Source organism: Pandoraea cepalis (assembly GCF_902459625.1).
Taxonomy (GTDB): Bacteria; Pseudomonadota; Gammaproteobacteria; order Burkholderiales; family Burkholderiaceae; genus Pandoraea; species Pandoraea cepalis.
This window is the reverse complement of record NZ_CABPRY010000003.1, coordinates 344,060-358,558: the sequence shown is the minus strand read 5'-3', so window position 1 is coordinate 358,558 and position 14,499 is coordinate 344,060. Positions and strand designations below refer to the sequence as shown.

Below are 14,499 nucleotides of genomic sequence, written 5' to 3'. Positions count from 1 at the left end.
GGATGGAGCGGTGCCACGTCTGGAGCGGTGGCCACGGCGCTCGCCACGTCGATGGCGCTGGGCGCCGCCGCCTTCGGCAAGGCCGGCGATGCACGCGCTGCCGCTGCCGCGACGGTGTCGGAGGGTGGAACGTCCGCAACCTCTGCACCGGACGTCGTAGGCACCGCGCAGTTAAACAATGCCGCGGTGTCTGACACGGCGACGCCGTCTGCGCCGCGCGCCGGCAGCGCGTCCCGCCTTGACGGAACTTATGTGCTGGAGGTCATCGTCAATGGCGAGTCGACCGGCCGGATCGCGCCGTTTTTGCGTCGGAAGGGGCGATGGTTCGTGCGTGCGGGCGATCTGCGCCTGCTCGGCTTGACCTCGCCCCAACTGCCGCCACGCGACGCGACCGACGTCGCGCTCGATTCGCTCGACGGCGTGCGTGCGACGTACGACGCCGCACACCAGACGCTCGCCCTGCAGGTCGGCGACGCGTGGCTCACGCCCTATGCGCTAGGCCGTCCGCCCCCGGTCGTCATGGCCGCGACGTCCGGCACGGGCGTGCTGATCAACTATGACGGGTATGTGCAGCGGGACCGGTTCACGCGGGCGTCCGTCTGGAGCGAAGTTCGTGGCTTCTGGCCCGGCGGCACCGTGCGTCAGACAGGGCTGGCGGAGCACTCCGCCTGGCGCCACGGCTATCGGCGCTACGACACATGGTGGCAGCACGACGACCCGGCCCGATTGACGACCTGGGTGGCGGGTGATCTCATCACCGGCTCGCTCGCGTGGACGCGCTCGCTGCGCATTGCCGGCCTGCAATGGCGGCGCAACTTCAGCCTGCGCCCGGACCTCGTGACCTTCCCGATACCGACGCTGCACGGCAGCGCCGTGGTGCCGTCGTCGGTCGACGTCTATCTCGATGGTGTGCGCCGCATGAGCGCACACGTGCCGCCCGGACCGTTCGTCATTCAGGATGCCCCCGGTCTGACCGGCGACCTGCAGGCGAGTGTCGTGACGCGCGACGCGCTCGGACGCGAGCGGGTCACCACCGTCCCGCTCTACATCGACCCTCGGCGGCTGGCCAGCGGCTTGTCGAGCTTTTCAGTGGAAGCGGGCCTGCCGCGCGACGATTACGGCGTGCGCTCATTCTCGTATCGACGCCACCCTGTGGCGTCGGTGACCGCGCGCTATGGCGCGACCGATGCCGTCACGGTGGAAGCGCAGGCACAAGCCGGACGCCGACTCGCGCTGGGCGGCGCGGGCGCCCTGATGGCGCTCGGCCAGACGGGCGTCGTCAGCGCGTCGGCCGCTTTCTCGGGCGGCCGGGGCACCGGCACACAGTGGAGCGCGGGATACCAATACCTATCGCGACGGATCGGCGTCGACGTGCAAATGATCCGGACCACCGGACGTTATCGCGATATCGCGTCGCTCGACGGTGCGCCCGCGCCACGCGCCAGCGACCGTGTGAGTGTGTCCGTGCCGTTCGGACGCAGCCGCACGGCCTCGCTTGCCTGGTTTTCACAGCGCGTGTCGGGCCAACCGGCCACCCGGGTGCTGTCGGCCAGCCTCACACTGCCGGCGGGCACGCGCGGCATGTTCTCCGTCGGCGGATTTCACGACTTCGCTCGCCATCGCGCCCATGGGGTGTTTGCCATGCTGAGCGTGTTGCTCGGTGCCGGCGCGCTGGGTAGTGCGTCGTTCAACCAGCAAGACGGGCAGATGCAGGCATCGGTGGGCGCCAGCCGCGCCCCAGACTACAGCGGTGGCTGGGGTTGGCAGGTCATTGGCGGACGCGCCTTCTCGCAACGCACTGTGCAAGGCGAATTGCAGTATCTCGGGCGACACGGCCAGATCTCCGCCCTCGCGCAACAGGTGGGACGACGTACCGGCACCGCCCTCGGCATGACCGGCGCGCTGGTCGTCATGGACAACCGCGTGCACGCGACACGGCGCACCTACGATGCGTTCGCCCTCGTGAGTGCCGATCGGCAGGTCGACGTGCCGGTGCTGCGCGAATCGGTGCCCATCGGCCGCACCGATTCGCGCGGCTACTATTTCGTGCCGGATCTGAATGGCTTCGAAGCCGCGCGCATCGGCATCGATCCCATGCAGCTTCCGGTCGATATGGAAGTGCTGACGACCGAGCGCCGCATTGCGCCTCAGGCGGGAAGCGGCGTGCTGGTGCGTTTCCCGGTGCGACGCTACCGTGCGGCGCTGGTCACCCTCACAGGCGCCACGGGGCAGCCGCTGCGTCCCGGGACGGCGGTGCGCCATGTGCAGAGCGGCGTCGCGACGGTGGTCGGCTATGACGGGGAAGTCTTTGTCGATGCGCTTGCGCCGAGCAACACCCTGGAGTCCCGAGACGCCGGGCAGCGCTGCCGCGTCTCGTTCGAATGGGCCGCGCCCGCCGAAGGCCGGATCGCCCGCATCGGTCCGCTGGCATGCGTCGCATTCGGCACGCTCGCCACCGAGCGCCCAGCGCCCTTTGGCCCCGTCCCCGTCCGCTGGCGACAGGAGGATCCATCATGACCCCCCCCACCGGGACCCTGCCGACGCGGCGGCGCCCTATCGCCGCCGCCGGTGTCGCATTCCTGTGCGCGTACGCGCAGGCGCAGACCTGTTCGGTCGGGGCACCGACGCTCGCGTTCGCGGCCTTCAGTCCGATCTCCGGCGCCGCCCTCTCGGCAACAGGCACGGTGCCCATTTCGTGCACGTGGCCGTTGCTCGGCGGCAGCGCCAACGTCAAGGTGTGCCTCGCGCTGAATGCGAGTCAGCCCCTTACGCTGACGAACGCGGGCGATGCCATCAATTTCGGTCTCTATGGCGACCCCTCATTTGCCAACCCATGGGGAAGCGGTCCGAGTCAGGCGATCGCGTTCACGATGACCCGCAACCTTCTGGGCGGGACGGTGACACAGAACGTCAATGTCTACGGGAGAATCGCAGCGGCGCAGACCACGGTGCCGACGTCCGGCAACGGCAACACGGTCTACACGCGAACATTTACGTCGGCCGACACGAGCCTGCACTATGCGCCCTACGGCCCGCTGTCGCCCGTCCCGGACTGCGGCAGCGCCATGACCGCCGTGCCGGGCACGCCGTTCACCGTGAACGTGAGCGTCATCAACAACTGCACGATCGCCGCGACGAACATCACGTTCGCCACGCAAACGGCGCTCGACCGCCCGGTGACCGGTGCGGGCCAGCTTATGGTGCAATGCACGCGAAACGACGCGTATCGCGTCAGCCTGTCCGGCGGGCTGCTGGGCACGGTCACGTCGCGCTTGATGGCTGGCGAGACCGGGGCCAACGTCAGCTATCAACTCTACCTGGACAGTGGTTACGCCACGATCTGGGGGGATGGCTCATCGGGCACGTCGCCACTGACCGGCATCGGCACCGGCCTCGTTCAGTTCATTCCGATCTACGCGCGCGTGCCGTCGCAATCGACACCGGCCCCCGGCGTCTACACGGACACGGTAACAGCAACGATTCAATTCTGAGGCGGCGGTGTCGAACCGCCGCCATCGCACAGTCAGATCGCGTCGGCGCGCGGCGGTTTGAGCGGCAACACCTGAATGCGGTCGCCCTGCTTCACGCCAAGCGCCTGCGCCGCGAGCGGGCTGAGCGCGAACGCCCGTCGCTCGGGACGCCCCGTGACGAGCGTGGCGCGAAAGCCGTCCAGCCCGAGGCACGCCACGAGGTAGGGCTCCGCGTTGGGGACGGCCGGCGCCGCCTCGTCGTCGCCGGCAGTGGCCGAGAGGGTCACACTCAGATAACGGCTGTCGCGTGCGGCGCGCAAGTCGGCCACGCGCGCTTCGAGTACCGGGCCGCTGTCGAAGATGTCGACATGTGCCCCGGAGCGCATGCCCTCCTGTTCCAGCAACCGGCGCGCCGGAAGCGTATCGCGATGCGTGACCCCAATGGCGGCCTGCGCCTGCGGGGAGAGAAAGTCGACGTAGATGGGGTACTTCGGCATCAACTCGGCCACAAACGACTTCTTGCCGATCGAGGTGAGGTGATCCGCCTGATCGAAATCGATCTTGAAGAAATGCTGCCCGAGCGACTGCCAGAACGGACTCTGCCCGTTGTCATCGAAAAAACCGCGCAGCTCGGCACACACATGCGGACCGAAACGCTCGGGGAACTGCGCCATGAACAGAAAACGCGCCTTCGAGAGCAGTGCGCCATTGCCATGTCCGCGCCACGACGGATCGAGCAGCAGCGAGCACAGTTCGCTATAACCGGTGAGGTCGTTCGAGAGCGAGAGCGTCAGCATTCGCGACCAGACGTTCAGCTCGCGACTCGCATGCACGATCGTATCCTTGCGATACGTATAGAACGGTTGCTCCAGCCCGACTGCGGCCTCTAGACCGCACACGCCGGCGATCTCGCCGGTGGCGACGTCTTCCATCACGAACAGATACCCTTGCTCCGCCGTGGGAGCTTGCCCCGCCAAGGTGGCGGCAACTCGGGCCAGACGCGCCTCGAGCGCCGCTTCATCAGGCTTGAACGATGTCATGCCGGGGCCGGCCTGCGCCGCCAGCTTCAACAGCGCGGGAAGATCGCCGCGACGCGCCAGACGCACGACGCGCAGCGAGGTCGTCGCTGCCGCGTCGGGCGAGTCCGTGTCGGCGGCTGGGGGCGTCGCCATGTTCGATTGACGGGTCATGAGCACCTTCGGCGAATTGAGTAAAACAAAGGCCGGAGCGACGTCATCCGTCGGTCCGGCCCGAAGTCCTGCATACCGTCAGGTCGTGACGTCGGCCGGTGCGATCAGTTCGCCTTCACCGTCGCCGCCACGACTGCGACCGCCTTCTCCAGCGACGCGAGACCGGCATCGATGTCGGCGAACGGAATGTTCAGCGACGGCGCAAAGCGCACCACGTCGCCCCCGGCCACGAGCACCATCAGCCCGTGCTTTTCGGATTCCGCCACGATGTCCTTCGCGCGGCCAGCGAATGCCGGCTTGAGCACCGCACCGATCAACAGCCCCATGCCGCGCACGTGGTCGAACACGCCATGACGCGCGTTGATCGCGTCGATGCCTTTGATGAAATGATCGTGACGCGCCTTCACGCCGTTGAGCGTCTCCGCCGTGTTGATCAGTTCCAGCACACGCCCGGCGATAGCCGTGGCAAGCGGATTACCGCCGTACGTGCAACCATGCGTGCCCGGTGAGAAGCTCGCGGCAATCTTGTTCGTGGTGAGCATGCCGCCAATCGGATACCCATTGCCCAGCGCCTTGGCGGTGGTCAGAATGTCCGGCGTCACGCCATATTGCTCATACGCGTACAGCGTGCCGGTGCGGCCGACGCCCGTCTGCACTTCATCGAAAATCAGTAAGGCGTTGTGCTTGTCGCACAGCGCGCGCAGGCCCTGCAGGAATTCCGGATCGGCGGGCAGCACGCCGCCCTCGCCTTGCACCGGCTCGACGATGACCGCCGCCGTGGCGTCCGAAATCGTCGCCTCGACGGTCGCCAGATCGTTGTACGGCAGGTGCATGATGCCGGCCGGGATCGGGCCGAACCCTTCGGTGTATTTCGCCTGACCGCCAACGCTCACGGTGAAGAGCGAGCGGCCGTGGAACGAGTTGTAGAACGAAATGATCTCGCTCTTCTCCTTGCCGCCGCGCTCGGCCGCATGGTCGTAAGCGTAGCGGCGCGCGAGCTTGAGTGCCGCTTCGTTGGCTTCGAGCCCTGAATTGCAGAAGAATGCCTTGTCGGCGAACGTGGCGTCGGTCAGCGCCGTCGCCAGACGCAGCACCGGCTCGTTGGTGTAGCCGTTGCCGATGTGCCAGACCTTGCGCGCCTGCGCTTCGATGACCTTCACCAGTTCGGGGTTGGCGTGGCCAAGCGCATTGACCGCGATGCCGCCGGTGAAATCGACATACTCGCGACCCTGCTGGTCCCACATGCGCGAGCCTTCGCCGCGCACGGGCACCATCTGGGCGGGAGCGTAATTGGGCACCATCACGTCATCGAACGTCTGGCGGGTCACAGCGATTGGCTGGCTCATGACTACCTCGTGAAATCGGAGTGCAATCGTCGATTGCGGGGCAGGCCTGGACAAAGGTCACTGCCCTGTGAAAAGAACCTGGCTGGGGGCTCAGGGGACCGGCGGCGCGCCAATGCCGGACGGCAATGGCACTTGGCGCGCGTACCCTCGCATTGTAATCAGATGCGGCCCTCGGATATACCTCCTCGGGCCTCGCCAACGTGAGAATTACAGGACTTTGCGCAAGAATTCGCGCGTGCGCTCGTGCTTCGGGGCCGAGAAAATCTGCGCCGGCTTGCCTTCTTCCATGATCACGCCCTGATCGATGAACAGGACGCGGTCGGAGACTTCACGGGCAAACCCCATTTCGTGGGTCACAACGACCATCGTCATGCCTTCGTCGGCCAGCGACTTCATGACTTCGAGCACTTCGCCCACCAGCTCCGGATCGAGTGCCGAGGTCGGCTCGTCGAAGAGCATGACCTTCGGCTGCATCGCGAGCGCGCGGGCAATCGCCACGCGCTGCTGCTGACCGCCGGAGAGCTGGTTCGGGAAGGCATCGATCTTGTCGATCAGGCCGACCTTGCGCAGCAGTTGCTCGGCGATGGTCACGGCCTCGCCACGCTTGATACCGTTGACCTGCATCGGCGCGAGGATCAGGTTCTCGAGCACCGTCATGTGGGGAAACAGATTGAAACGCTGGAACACCATGCCCACGCTCGCGCGCATGGCGTTCATGTCCGTCTTCGGGTCTTCCACGTGAAAACCGTTGACGAGCACTTCACCGCCGCTCACGTCTTCCAGGCCGTTCAGGCAGCGCAGGAACGTGCTCTTGCCCGAGCCCGACGGCCCGATCACACACACGACTTCGCTCTCTTCGATGCGGCACGAAATGCCGCGCAGTACGTGCGCCTCGCCGTACTGCTTCTGCAGGTTATTGACGACGATCACCTTTGCCGTACCTCGATTCCAGATGTTGAACAAATGCCGACAGCACCAGCGTGATCACCCAGTAGATGAGCGAAATCGTCAGATACGGCTCCCAGTAGCGAGCATATGCCCCCGACACCGTGCGCGCGGCATACGCCAGTTCCGCCAGCCCGATGGCCGACGCCAGCGACGAATCCTTCACGATCGCAATGGCGTTGTTGCCCAGCGGCGGCAGCATGCGGCGAAAGGCCTGCGGCAGCACGACCTTGCGCAGCGTCTGCATATAGGTCATGCCCAGCGAGCGCGCCGCTTCCGCTTGACCGCGATCGATCGACTGAATCCCGGCGCGGAAAATTTCGGACACGTAGGCCCCCGCGTTCAGCGAGATGGCCAGCACCGCCGACATGAAGGCGCCGTACTGCGAGCGGATTTCCCGCGCGAGGTCGCCACTCACGAGCAACCCTTCCGAGGGGTTGATCAGCACCGGCATCAGCGCGAAGTGAATCAGCAGAATCTGCACGAACAGCGGCGTGCCGCGGAAAAAACTGACGTAGAAGCGCACCGGGTATTGCACCGCGTAGCGCAGGAAATACTTATAGAAGCCGTGACGCGCTTCGGCCAGTCGGCCGACGCCCAGCACGAGCCCAAGTAACGTGCCGGCGATCACGCAGATCACCGTGCACTTGAGCGTCATCAGCGTGCCCTCGACGAACAGGGGCATGTATTCGCTGATGATGTTCCACTGGAACCCACCCATGAAGCACCTTTCTCACAAAATGAAACGAACCGGCGGGCCGGCAGAAAAACGCTCGCGGCCCGGGGGTTGACGTCGGAAGTCGACGATCAGCTCACGGGCCGCGAGTGGCCAGGTCTCTGGCGAGCGTGGCGCGAATCTTACACGCGTTGCTTACTGTTGCGGCAGCGACGGCACGTCGGCGTCGAACCACTGCTTGTAGATCTTGGCGTAGGTGCCGTCGGCCACGATCTTCTTCAGACCGGTGTTGATCTTGTCGAGCGCGACCTTATTGCCCTTCTTCACGGCGATGCCGAAGTACTGGCGCTTGAACTTGCTGTCGTAGACCAGCTTGAACGGCTTTTCCGGATGGCTCTTGATATAGAACTTTATGACGCCTACGTCGCCCACGGCGGCGTCAACGCCCCCGCGATACAACTCTTCGAGCATCAGCGGCGTATTGTCGAAGCGGCGGATCGCGGTGCTCGTGCGGCCCAGTTCTTCCGACACGGAAATGTCGCCGGTGCTCGAGTTGACCACCCCCACCTGAAGCTTCTTCAGATCGGCCAGACCCGCGACCTTGGCGCCCGGCGAGGTGATGATGACCTGATCGGCCGGGAAGTACGGGGCCGAGAAGTCCACCATTTCACGACGCTTGTCGGTAATCGTGATGCCGGAAATGATGATGTCGCGATCGCCCTGGTCGAGCGTGGCGAAGATGCCTTCCCACGGCGTGCTGACCAGCTTCACATTGAACCCGCCGGCCTTGCCGATTGCCTTGATGATGTCGACGTCGAACCCGGCCAGCTCCTTCTGCGGCGTTTCGAACTCGAACGGGCGATACGTACCGCCTGCGCCCACCGTGTACGTGGGATCGGCGGCCTGCGCTGCCGGCAACGCGGCGAAGGTCGTCAGAAAACAGGCGGCGGCCAGCACGAGGCGCTTCGTCAACATGTTGATTTCCTTGGCGAGAATTCTTGAAAGAGCGCAATGATACTCCGCGCCGTCACCGAAATGAAAAAAAGCCGCCGCCTCGGTTTAGGACGTTGCGATCTCGCGACGTGCGCTCAAATTCCCACCAGATGAGAATGAAAATGCAGAGTCAGCACGCGCCAGTGCCCGCCCGCACGGTCGCGCCTTGCCTGCCGGGCCCGTGCGTCAGAACGCCCCCGCCGCGATGGGGCCTGCCGTCTGGCCGGGACCGAAGACCATATCGCGATACGACTTGCCTGCGGGAATCATCGGATAAACGTCGTCCTCGCGGGCGACGAGGACGTCCAGCAGATACGGCTCGCTCGGGTCTTCGAGCATGCGGGCGAGGGCGGCGGGCAACGCGTCTGCCCGGGTCACCCGGGCGCCCGCCACTCCATACCCCGCCGCAATCGTGACGAAGTCCGGATACGGACGCCCGTCGCCGGCCCCGTCCGGCGCGTTCGGATCGACAAGCGATGACGCAACGCGATTGCGTGCGTAGATCATGTCCTGCCATTGGCGCACCATGCCCAGCCACTGGTTGTTGATGACCAGCACCTTGACGCCCAGCCCATAGCGGCGGCAGGTCGACAGTTCGTTGACGGACATGTTCAGACTGCCGTCGCCGTCGATGTCGATGACCGGGACGTCCGGCAACGCCACTTTGGCACCGATCGCTGCCGGCAAGCCGAAGCCCATCGTGCCGAACCCCGCGCTCGACAGGAACGTGCGCGGCTGGCGAAGTCGCAGGTGCTGCATCGCCCACATCTGGTGCTGTCCGACGCCCGTGGTCACGACCGCTTGCGGCGGCAGGAGCGCCGCGAGCGCCGTAATGACAGCGACGCCCGTCAGCGCGCCCGCACAGTCTGCCTCATCGACCGCATCGACCGCATCGACCGCATCGACCGCATCCGCTGCGGCCGCCTGCCGGGGCGCCCGCAGCGGATGGGCCTCGCACCGCTCGCGCAAGTAGGCGTGCCAGTCCGGCACATTGCGGCGCGACGCGTGGGCCAGCAGGCCGGCAAAAGCGTCGCGCAGATCTGCATGCACGCCGAGCGCGACGGGCTTGTTCTTACCGATTTCGGCGGCGTCGACATCGATATGGACGATCGTGGCATGCCGCGCGAACGAAGCCGGATCGCCGATCACCCGGTCGTCGAAACGCACGCCGAGCGCCAGCACGAGGTCGGCTTCATTGACCGCGACGTTGGCCACGTAGGCGCCATGCATGCCAAGGGGGCCCAGCAGCAACGGATGGTCGTCGGGCATCGCACCCAGACCCATCATCGTGAGCGCCACCGGGCAATCGAGCACTTCGGCCAGTGCCACGAGCTGCGACCCGGTCTCCGAGGCGATGACGCCGCCCCCGGCGTAGATCACCGGGCGTTCGCTTCGGGCAAGCAGGGCGGCGATCCGTTGGGCGGTCTCGTCGCTCATGCCCGCCGGCACCGGTGCTGTGAAACGCTTGTCGGTCGGCTGATCGGGACGCGCCTGCTGAATATCCTTCGGAAAATCGAGCAAGACCGGCCCCGGCCGGCCCGCCATTGCGCAGGCGGCCGCTTCGCGCAACGCGGCGGGAATGTCCCGCGCCTCGCGGACCTGCCGGGCGAGCTTGGTCACCGGCTTGGTGATAGCGACGATGTCGACTTCCTGGAACGCGTTCTTGCCGAGCCAATGCGTGGCGACGTTGCCGGTGATGGCGAGAATCGGCACGGAATCGCTGGCGGCGTCGGCAATGCCTGTGACGAGATTCGTCGCGCCGGGGCCGGACGTCGCCAGACACACGCCGAGCTTGCCGGTGGCACGCGCATAGCCTTGCGCACCGAAGACCGAGCCTTGTTCGTGCTCTGTTCGTACCAGTGCGATGGCCACGCGCGAGAGCGCGTCGAGCATTTCGAGGTTGGCGCCACCGGGATAGCAGAAGACGGTATCCACGCCAATCTCGACCAAGGTCCGCGCAATCAGCTCTGCCCCCTTCGCAGACAACGGGGCAACAGGCTGGGCGACGGCGCCGGTCGCGGTTTCGGCAGCGGGGAGCGTCAGATCAAGTTTCATGGGTACGTGTATTCCTGCGGGATCCATCGAATCGGGAGGCATTGTGGCGGCCATTCGGCCCAATGAGAACCCAGCTTACCGGGATCGGCCAGCAAATGCTTCGCATATCGTTGACAAAACACCATTGATTTCACATGATTCATTCAAATATCAAGGCTATTTGGAATTAATCATGCAAATTGACGAATTCGACGAGAAAATTCTCGCACTGCTTCAAGAAGACGCTTCGCTCTCGGCCGCACAAATCGGCGAGCGCATCGGTCTGTCGCAATCGCAGTGCTGGCGTCGCATCGATCGGCTCGATGCCGAAGGCGTCATCGAGCGCCGCGTTGCGCTTATCGACCGCAAGAAGGTCGGATTGAACGTGATGCTGTTCGCTCACGTAAAACTGGCCGGCCACAATCGCAACGCGCTGCCCGAGTTCTCGAAGGCCATTCAGGATTTTCCGGAAGTGCTCGAATGCCACGTGCTCATGGGCAATGTCGACTTTTTGCTGCGCATCGTCACACGCGATGTCGAGGCTTATGAGCGATTCTTCTTCGAACGTCTTTCGCAATTGCCGATGGTCCAGGAGGTCAACTCGATGATCGCGCTCTCGCAGATCAAGTCGACGACGGTTCTGCCGATCGGCAACGGTAACGAGCGGTGAGGAGCGGTGAGGAGCGCCAAGAAGCGGCAATACGCCGTAGGCGACGCTCAGGCAGGGCGGCCGCGATCTTGGCGAGCATGCCGGCTCGACCCCGCGCGCTTCATGACACTACGGTGACCGAATCGTGTCACGATTTCCGCAGTAGACTGCTGACTGCCCTGCCCCGATGGCTGCGGCATGGAGGGCATCCGCGAAGGATATCGTCCCCGTTGGACACCGCCGTCGCGAGCCTCTATGCTTAAGCATTCACTCCAGGAGTCCTGCATGAAACGTTGGTTCGGAATCGCTGCCGCAGCCGCCATTGTCGGGGTGACGGCCTGGTGCTTCATCCCCGCTCACGCCGCCCTGAAGAACGGCACCCCCGCCCCTGTTTTCTCTGCACAAGCCTCGCTCGGCGGCAAGGTCTTCACGTTCTCGCTGGCCGACGCCCTGAAGAAGGGCCCCGTCGTGCTGTACTTCTACCCGGCCGCGTTCACCGAAGGATGCACGATCGAAGCGCACGACTTCGCAGAAGCCACCGACAAGTTCAAGGCGATGGGCGCCACGGTCATCGGCGTTTCGCACGACAACATCGAAACGCTCAACAAGTTCTCCGTGTCCGAGTGCCGCAGCAAATTTGCCGTGGCGGCCGACACGGATCAGCGCATCATGCGGGCCTACGACGCCGTGCTTTCGCTCAAACCCGACTATGCCAATCGCGTCTCGTATGTCATTGCCCCCGACGGCCGGGTGATCTACAGCTATGTGAGCCTCAATCCGGATAAACACGTCACCAATACGATGGAAGCGGTTCGCAAATGGCGCGACGCACATCCGTCGTGATCGCGACATCCACACAGGAGAAGGCGGCATGAAAGCGACCGGACGCGCACAGACGCGCGGCGAAGAACTCGCCAATAGCGCGAGCCACGGCATTGCCTGCATGGCCGCCCTCGCCGCCACGCCCGCCCTGTTCACGGCGGTCCGCCCGCCGTTGCCAAGTACGGGAGAGCAGATCGGCATCGGCGTGTTCGCCATCACCATGGTGATCGTCTATCTCGCGTCCGCGCTATATCACGGCTTGCCCGATGGCCGTGCGAAACGGCTGTTCATGCGTGTCGATCATTGCGCCATTTTTCTCTTCATTGCCGGGACGTACACCCCCTTTACCGTCAAGATCCTTCACGACCCTTGGGGCTGGCCGCTGCTGACCGGCGTATGGGCCATGGCCATTGCCGGGCTGGTCGCCAAGGGACTCGGCCTGCTCGACCGGCCGCTCGTCTCCACCCTGCTCTATGTTGGGCTAGGCTGGATCGCCGTGCTGGTCGCCGGTCCGGTGCTCGCCGCCATCCCCGGCCCTGGCGCAGACTGGCTGTACGCCGGCGGCGTTGCCTACACCGTCGGCGCCCTTTTCTACTCGCTCGACGGCCATATCAAATTCGGCCATCTGGTCTGGCATCTATTTGCCATCGGCGGCACGGCCTGTCACTTTCTCGCCGTCTACCGCTACGTCTGATCGTCCAGCGCGATCCGGCAGTCCGTGAGCTTCTCGGCCAGCCGATCGCATCGCGCCGTCAACGCCGGATCGCCGAACATCCGGCACGCCCCGCGCATGCGATGCAGCAGCGCCTGCGCCGCGTCGATGTCCTCCGCGCGACGTGAGGCGATCAGGCGGCGAAAGCGCGCAAGATCCTTCGCCATTTCCTCGCGCATCACGCGACGTGCGTATGGATCGTCATGCAGCGGCGGCCGCGATGCCTTCGGGCGCTCACCCGCATTCGGCGGCGCAACGCATTCGCTCACCTCGCACGGCCACCGCACCGCCAAGGTCTGCGCCAGCCGTTGGCGCGATACCGGCTTCGTCAACACGCCGTCGATACCGGCGTCTCGTGCTGCCCGCGCGCCGACGACCGACCCCGTCACCGCGAACACCACGGGCGATGCGCGACCGAGCACCGGGGCCAACGTGCGAAGCGTCTTCGCCAGCGTCAGGCCGCATGCACCGCCGAGCTGCACATCGGTGAGCACGACATCGACCTCTTGCGCCGTCCAATGGAGCAACGCCTCGCTCAGATCGCCCGCACGCGCGACAACGCAACCGAGCGACGACAACTGTTCGCCGAGGATCTTGCGATTCATGACGTGGTCGTCCACCACCAGCGCACGCAACCCGGGACGCACGTCGACGTGCGCAACAGGCACCGCCGGCGTCGACGCGGGCGGCGAAGCCATGGTCGGCGCGGGCGACGCGGGCGACTCGCATGCGTCAGCGCGAGCGACGCCGGAGGAAGGCACGGCATCGGGGGTGGCAAAGGGTACCGATAACTGAAAGCGGGCGCCGGTCGTCGACGGCTCAACGCTGAGCGCGCCCCCCATGCGCCGCGCCCATTGCTGGGCGATCCACAATCCCAGCCCGGAGCCGGGCACCGAGCGGTCGGCACGGGCAAATGCCGCGAAGACGGCATTTTCCATGCCCGCCGGAATGCCGGGCCCGGTGTCGCAGACGTGAATCGTCAGTTGCCCCGTACCGGCGTCGCGCCGCTTCCCGGGCAACGCAGCGTCGTGCGTCGCAGCGTCGTGCCACGATGCCTTGACCGCCACACCGCCACAGACGGTGTATTTCAGCGCATTGTCGAGCAGCGTTCGCAGGATCTGGCGCAAGCGGGCAGCGTCTCCCTGCATCATGACGGGCACCTCGGTGGGAATATGGCACTCGAGCACGAGCCCTTTGGTGTGCGCCGCCCCAGCAAACCCGTCGACCTCCGCGTCGAGGCACGCGCGCACCTCGAAAGCGGCCTCGCGAAGCGGGAGTTCCGTGACGTCGTCCTGCCCCAGGTGCAGCACGTCGTCCACCGCGCTCGCAACGACGCCGAGCATATTGCGCATGGCGCCAAGTCGTTCCCTTGGCGCCATCGCGCCCGCATCGACAGGCGGGTCACCCGGGGCACGCCTGTCCTCCAGGCTGCCGGCCTCGCCCCAAAGCGCATCCAGATGCCCTTGCAGTACCTGCAACGGGGCGCGCAATTCGTGCACCAATGCCAGTCGAAAGGTACTGGCAGCCCATGGGGCATCACTGCCCCACCCTTCCGGCCCGCTTGACGTTGCCACGTGTGCCCCGTCGGAGGCAAACCCGCCGACATCGCGGCCGCCGCGCGGGAATTTGAATTTGTCGAGATTCATCGCGTCGTTGACGCCG

The 14,499-nt window shown here is 65.4% G+C and carries 12 protein-coding genes; 5 read left to right on the top strand and 7 right to left on the bottom strand.

Translation table 11 applies throughout. From position 1 onward, the window contains the following. Window positions 1-27 precede the first annotated feature (27 nt). Window positions 28-2,517 carry a fimbria/pilus outer membrane usher protein gene (locus PCE31107_RS09700; protein ID WP_174966606.1) on the top strand — a complete coding sequence of 830 codons (2,490 nt, stop codon included), beginning with the start codon at window positions 28-30 and terminating at the stop codon, window positions 2,515-2,517. Beyond that, window positions 2,514-3,491 (top strand): Csu type fimbrial protein, encoded by a 978-nt coding sequence (locus PCE31107_RS09695; RefSeq protein ID WP_174966605.1) that lies wholly within the window; start codon window positions 2,514-2,516, stop codon window positions 3,489-3,491. Before PCE31107_RS09700 ends, PCE31107_RS09695 begins: the two co-directional genes overlap by 4 nt. Window positions 3,492-3,523: 32 nt before the next feature. Here the strand turns inward: PCE31107_RS09695 and astA are convergent, their stop codons facing one another. From astA to ilvB, 6 genes are all read right to left on the bottom strand, one after another. After that, the gene (gene astA, locus PCE31107_RS09690) at window positions 3,524-4,585 is read right to left on the bottom strand and encodes an arginine N-succinyltransferase (RefSeq protein ID WP_174966632.1); all 1,062 of its coding nucleotides are present in this window, start codon (window positions 4,583-4,585) and stop codon (window positions 3,524-3,526) included. 179 nt (window positions 4,586-4,764) lie between these two features. Continuing rightward, a complete protein-coding gene (locus PCE31107_RS09685; RefSeq protein ID WP_150608036.1) occupies window positions 4,765-6,006 on the bottom strand; it encodes an aspartate aminotransferase family protein in 1,242 nt (413 codons plus the stop codon). Between the two features lie 207 nt (window positions 6,007-6,213). Beyond that, window positions 6,214-6,936, bottom strand: coding sequence for an amino acid ABC transporter ATP-binding protein (locus tag PCE31107_RS09680; protein ID WP_130026114.1), 723 nt, complete (start codon window positions 6,934-6,936; stop codon window positions 6,214-6,216). Further along, window positions 6,920-7,672, bottom strand: coding sequence for an amino acid ABC transporter permease (locus PCE31107_RS09675; RefSeq protein ID WP_017234559.1), 753 nt, complete (start codon window positions 7,670-7,672; stop codon window positions 6,920-6,922). Before PCE31107_RS09675 ends, PCE31107_RS09680 begins: the two co-directional genes overlap by 17 nt. Window positions 7,673-7,822: 150 nt before the next feature. Next, window positions 7,823-8,602: a basic amino acid ABC transporter substrate-binding protein gene (locus PCE31107_RS09670; RefSeq protein WP_017234558.1), complete on the bottom strand. Its 780-nt coding sequence runs from the start codon at window positions 8,600-8,602 to the stop codon at window positions 7,823-7,825. Between the two features lie 204 nt (window positions 8,603-8,806). Continuing rightward, window positions 8,807-10,675 (bottom strand): biosynthetic-type acetolactate synthase large subunit, encoded by a 1,869-nt coding sequence (gene ilvB / locus PCE31107_RS09665; RefSeq protein ID WP_150608034.1) that lies wholly within the window; start codon window positions 10,673-10,675, stop codon window positions 8,807-8,809. Between the two features lie 172 nt (window positions 10,676-10,847). Between ilvB and PCE31107_RS09660 the strand changes: the two genes are divergently transcribed. The 3 genes from PCE31107_RS09660 (at window position 10,848) to trhA (ending at window position 12,819) form a co-directional block, all read left to right on the top strand. Next, entirely contained in the window at window positions 10,848-11,324 is a 477-nt protein-coding gene (locus tag PCE31107_RS09660; protein WP_150608032.1) for an Lrp/AsnC family transcriptional regulator, read from the top strand. A 264-nt stretch (window positions 11,325-11,588) separates the two neighbouring features. Further along, window positions 11,589-12,146, top strand: coding sequence for a peroxiredoxin (locus PCE31107_RS09655; RefSeq protein WP_130026116.1), 558 nt, complete (start codon window positions 11,589-11,591; stop codon window positions 12,144-12,146). A gap of 28 nt (window positions 12,147-12,174) precedes the next feature. Continuing rightward, on the top strand, window positions 12,175-12,819 hold the full coding sequence (gene trhA, locus PCE31107_RS09650; RefSeq protein ID WP_130026117.1) for a PAQR family membrane homeostasis protein TrhA: 645 nt from the start codon (window positions 12,175-12,177) through the stop codon (window positions 12,817-12,819). On the opposite strand, the gene PCE31107_RS09645 is transcribed toward trhA, so the two are convergent. Continuing rightward, window positions 12,810-14,483 carry a sensor histidine kinase gene (locus PCE31107_RS09645; RefSeq protein ID WP_150608029.1) on the bottom strand — a complete coding sequence of 558 codons (1,674 nt, stop codon included), beginning with the start codon at window positions 14,481-14,483 and terminating at the stop codon, window positions 12,810-12,812. The two genes, trhA and PCE31107_RS09645, sit on opposite strands and share 10 nt — an antisense overlap. Window positions 14,484-14,499: the final 16 nt, after the last annotated feature.

Coding starts and splice junctions, on each gene's coding strand:
- PCE31107_RS09695 (WP_174966605.1), top strand. CDS start 2,514: ATGACCCCCCCCACCGGGACCCTGCCGACGCGGCGGCGCCCTATCGCC.
- PCE31107_RS09685 (WP_150608036.1), bottom strand. CDS start 6,006: ATGAGCCAGCCAATCGCTGTGACCCGCCAGACGTTCGATGACGTGATG.
- PCE31107_RS09675 (WP_017234559.1), bottom strand. CDS start 7,672: ATGGGTGGGTTCCAGTGGAACATCATCAGCGAATACATGCCCCTGTTC.
- PCE31107_RS09670 (WP_017234558.1), bottom strand. CDS start 8,602: ATGTTGACGAAGCGCCTCGTGCTGGCCGCCGCCTGTTTTCTGACGACC.
- ilvB (WP_150608034.1), bottom strand. CDS start 10,675: ATGAAACTTGATCTGACGCTCCCCGCTGCCGAAACCGCGACCGGCGCC.
- PCE31107_RS09660 (WP_150608032.1), top strand. CDS start 10,848: ATGCAAATTGACGAATTCGACGAGAAAATTCTCGCACTGCTTCAAGAA.
- PCE31107_RS09655 (WP_130026116.1), top strand. CDS start 11,589: ATGAAACGTTGGTTCGGAATCGCTGCCGCAGCCGCCATTGTCGGGGTG.
- trhA (WP_130026117.1), top strand. CDS start 12,175: ATGAAAGCGACCGGACGCGCACAGACGCGCGGCGAAGAACTCGCCAAT.
- PCE31107_RS09645 (WP_150608029.1), bottom strand. CDS start 14,483: ATGAATCTCGACAAATTCAAATTCCCGCGCGGCGGCCGCGATGTCGGC.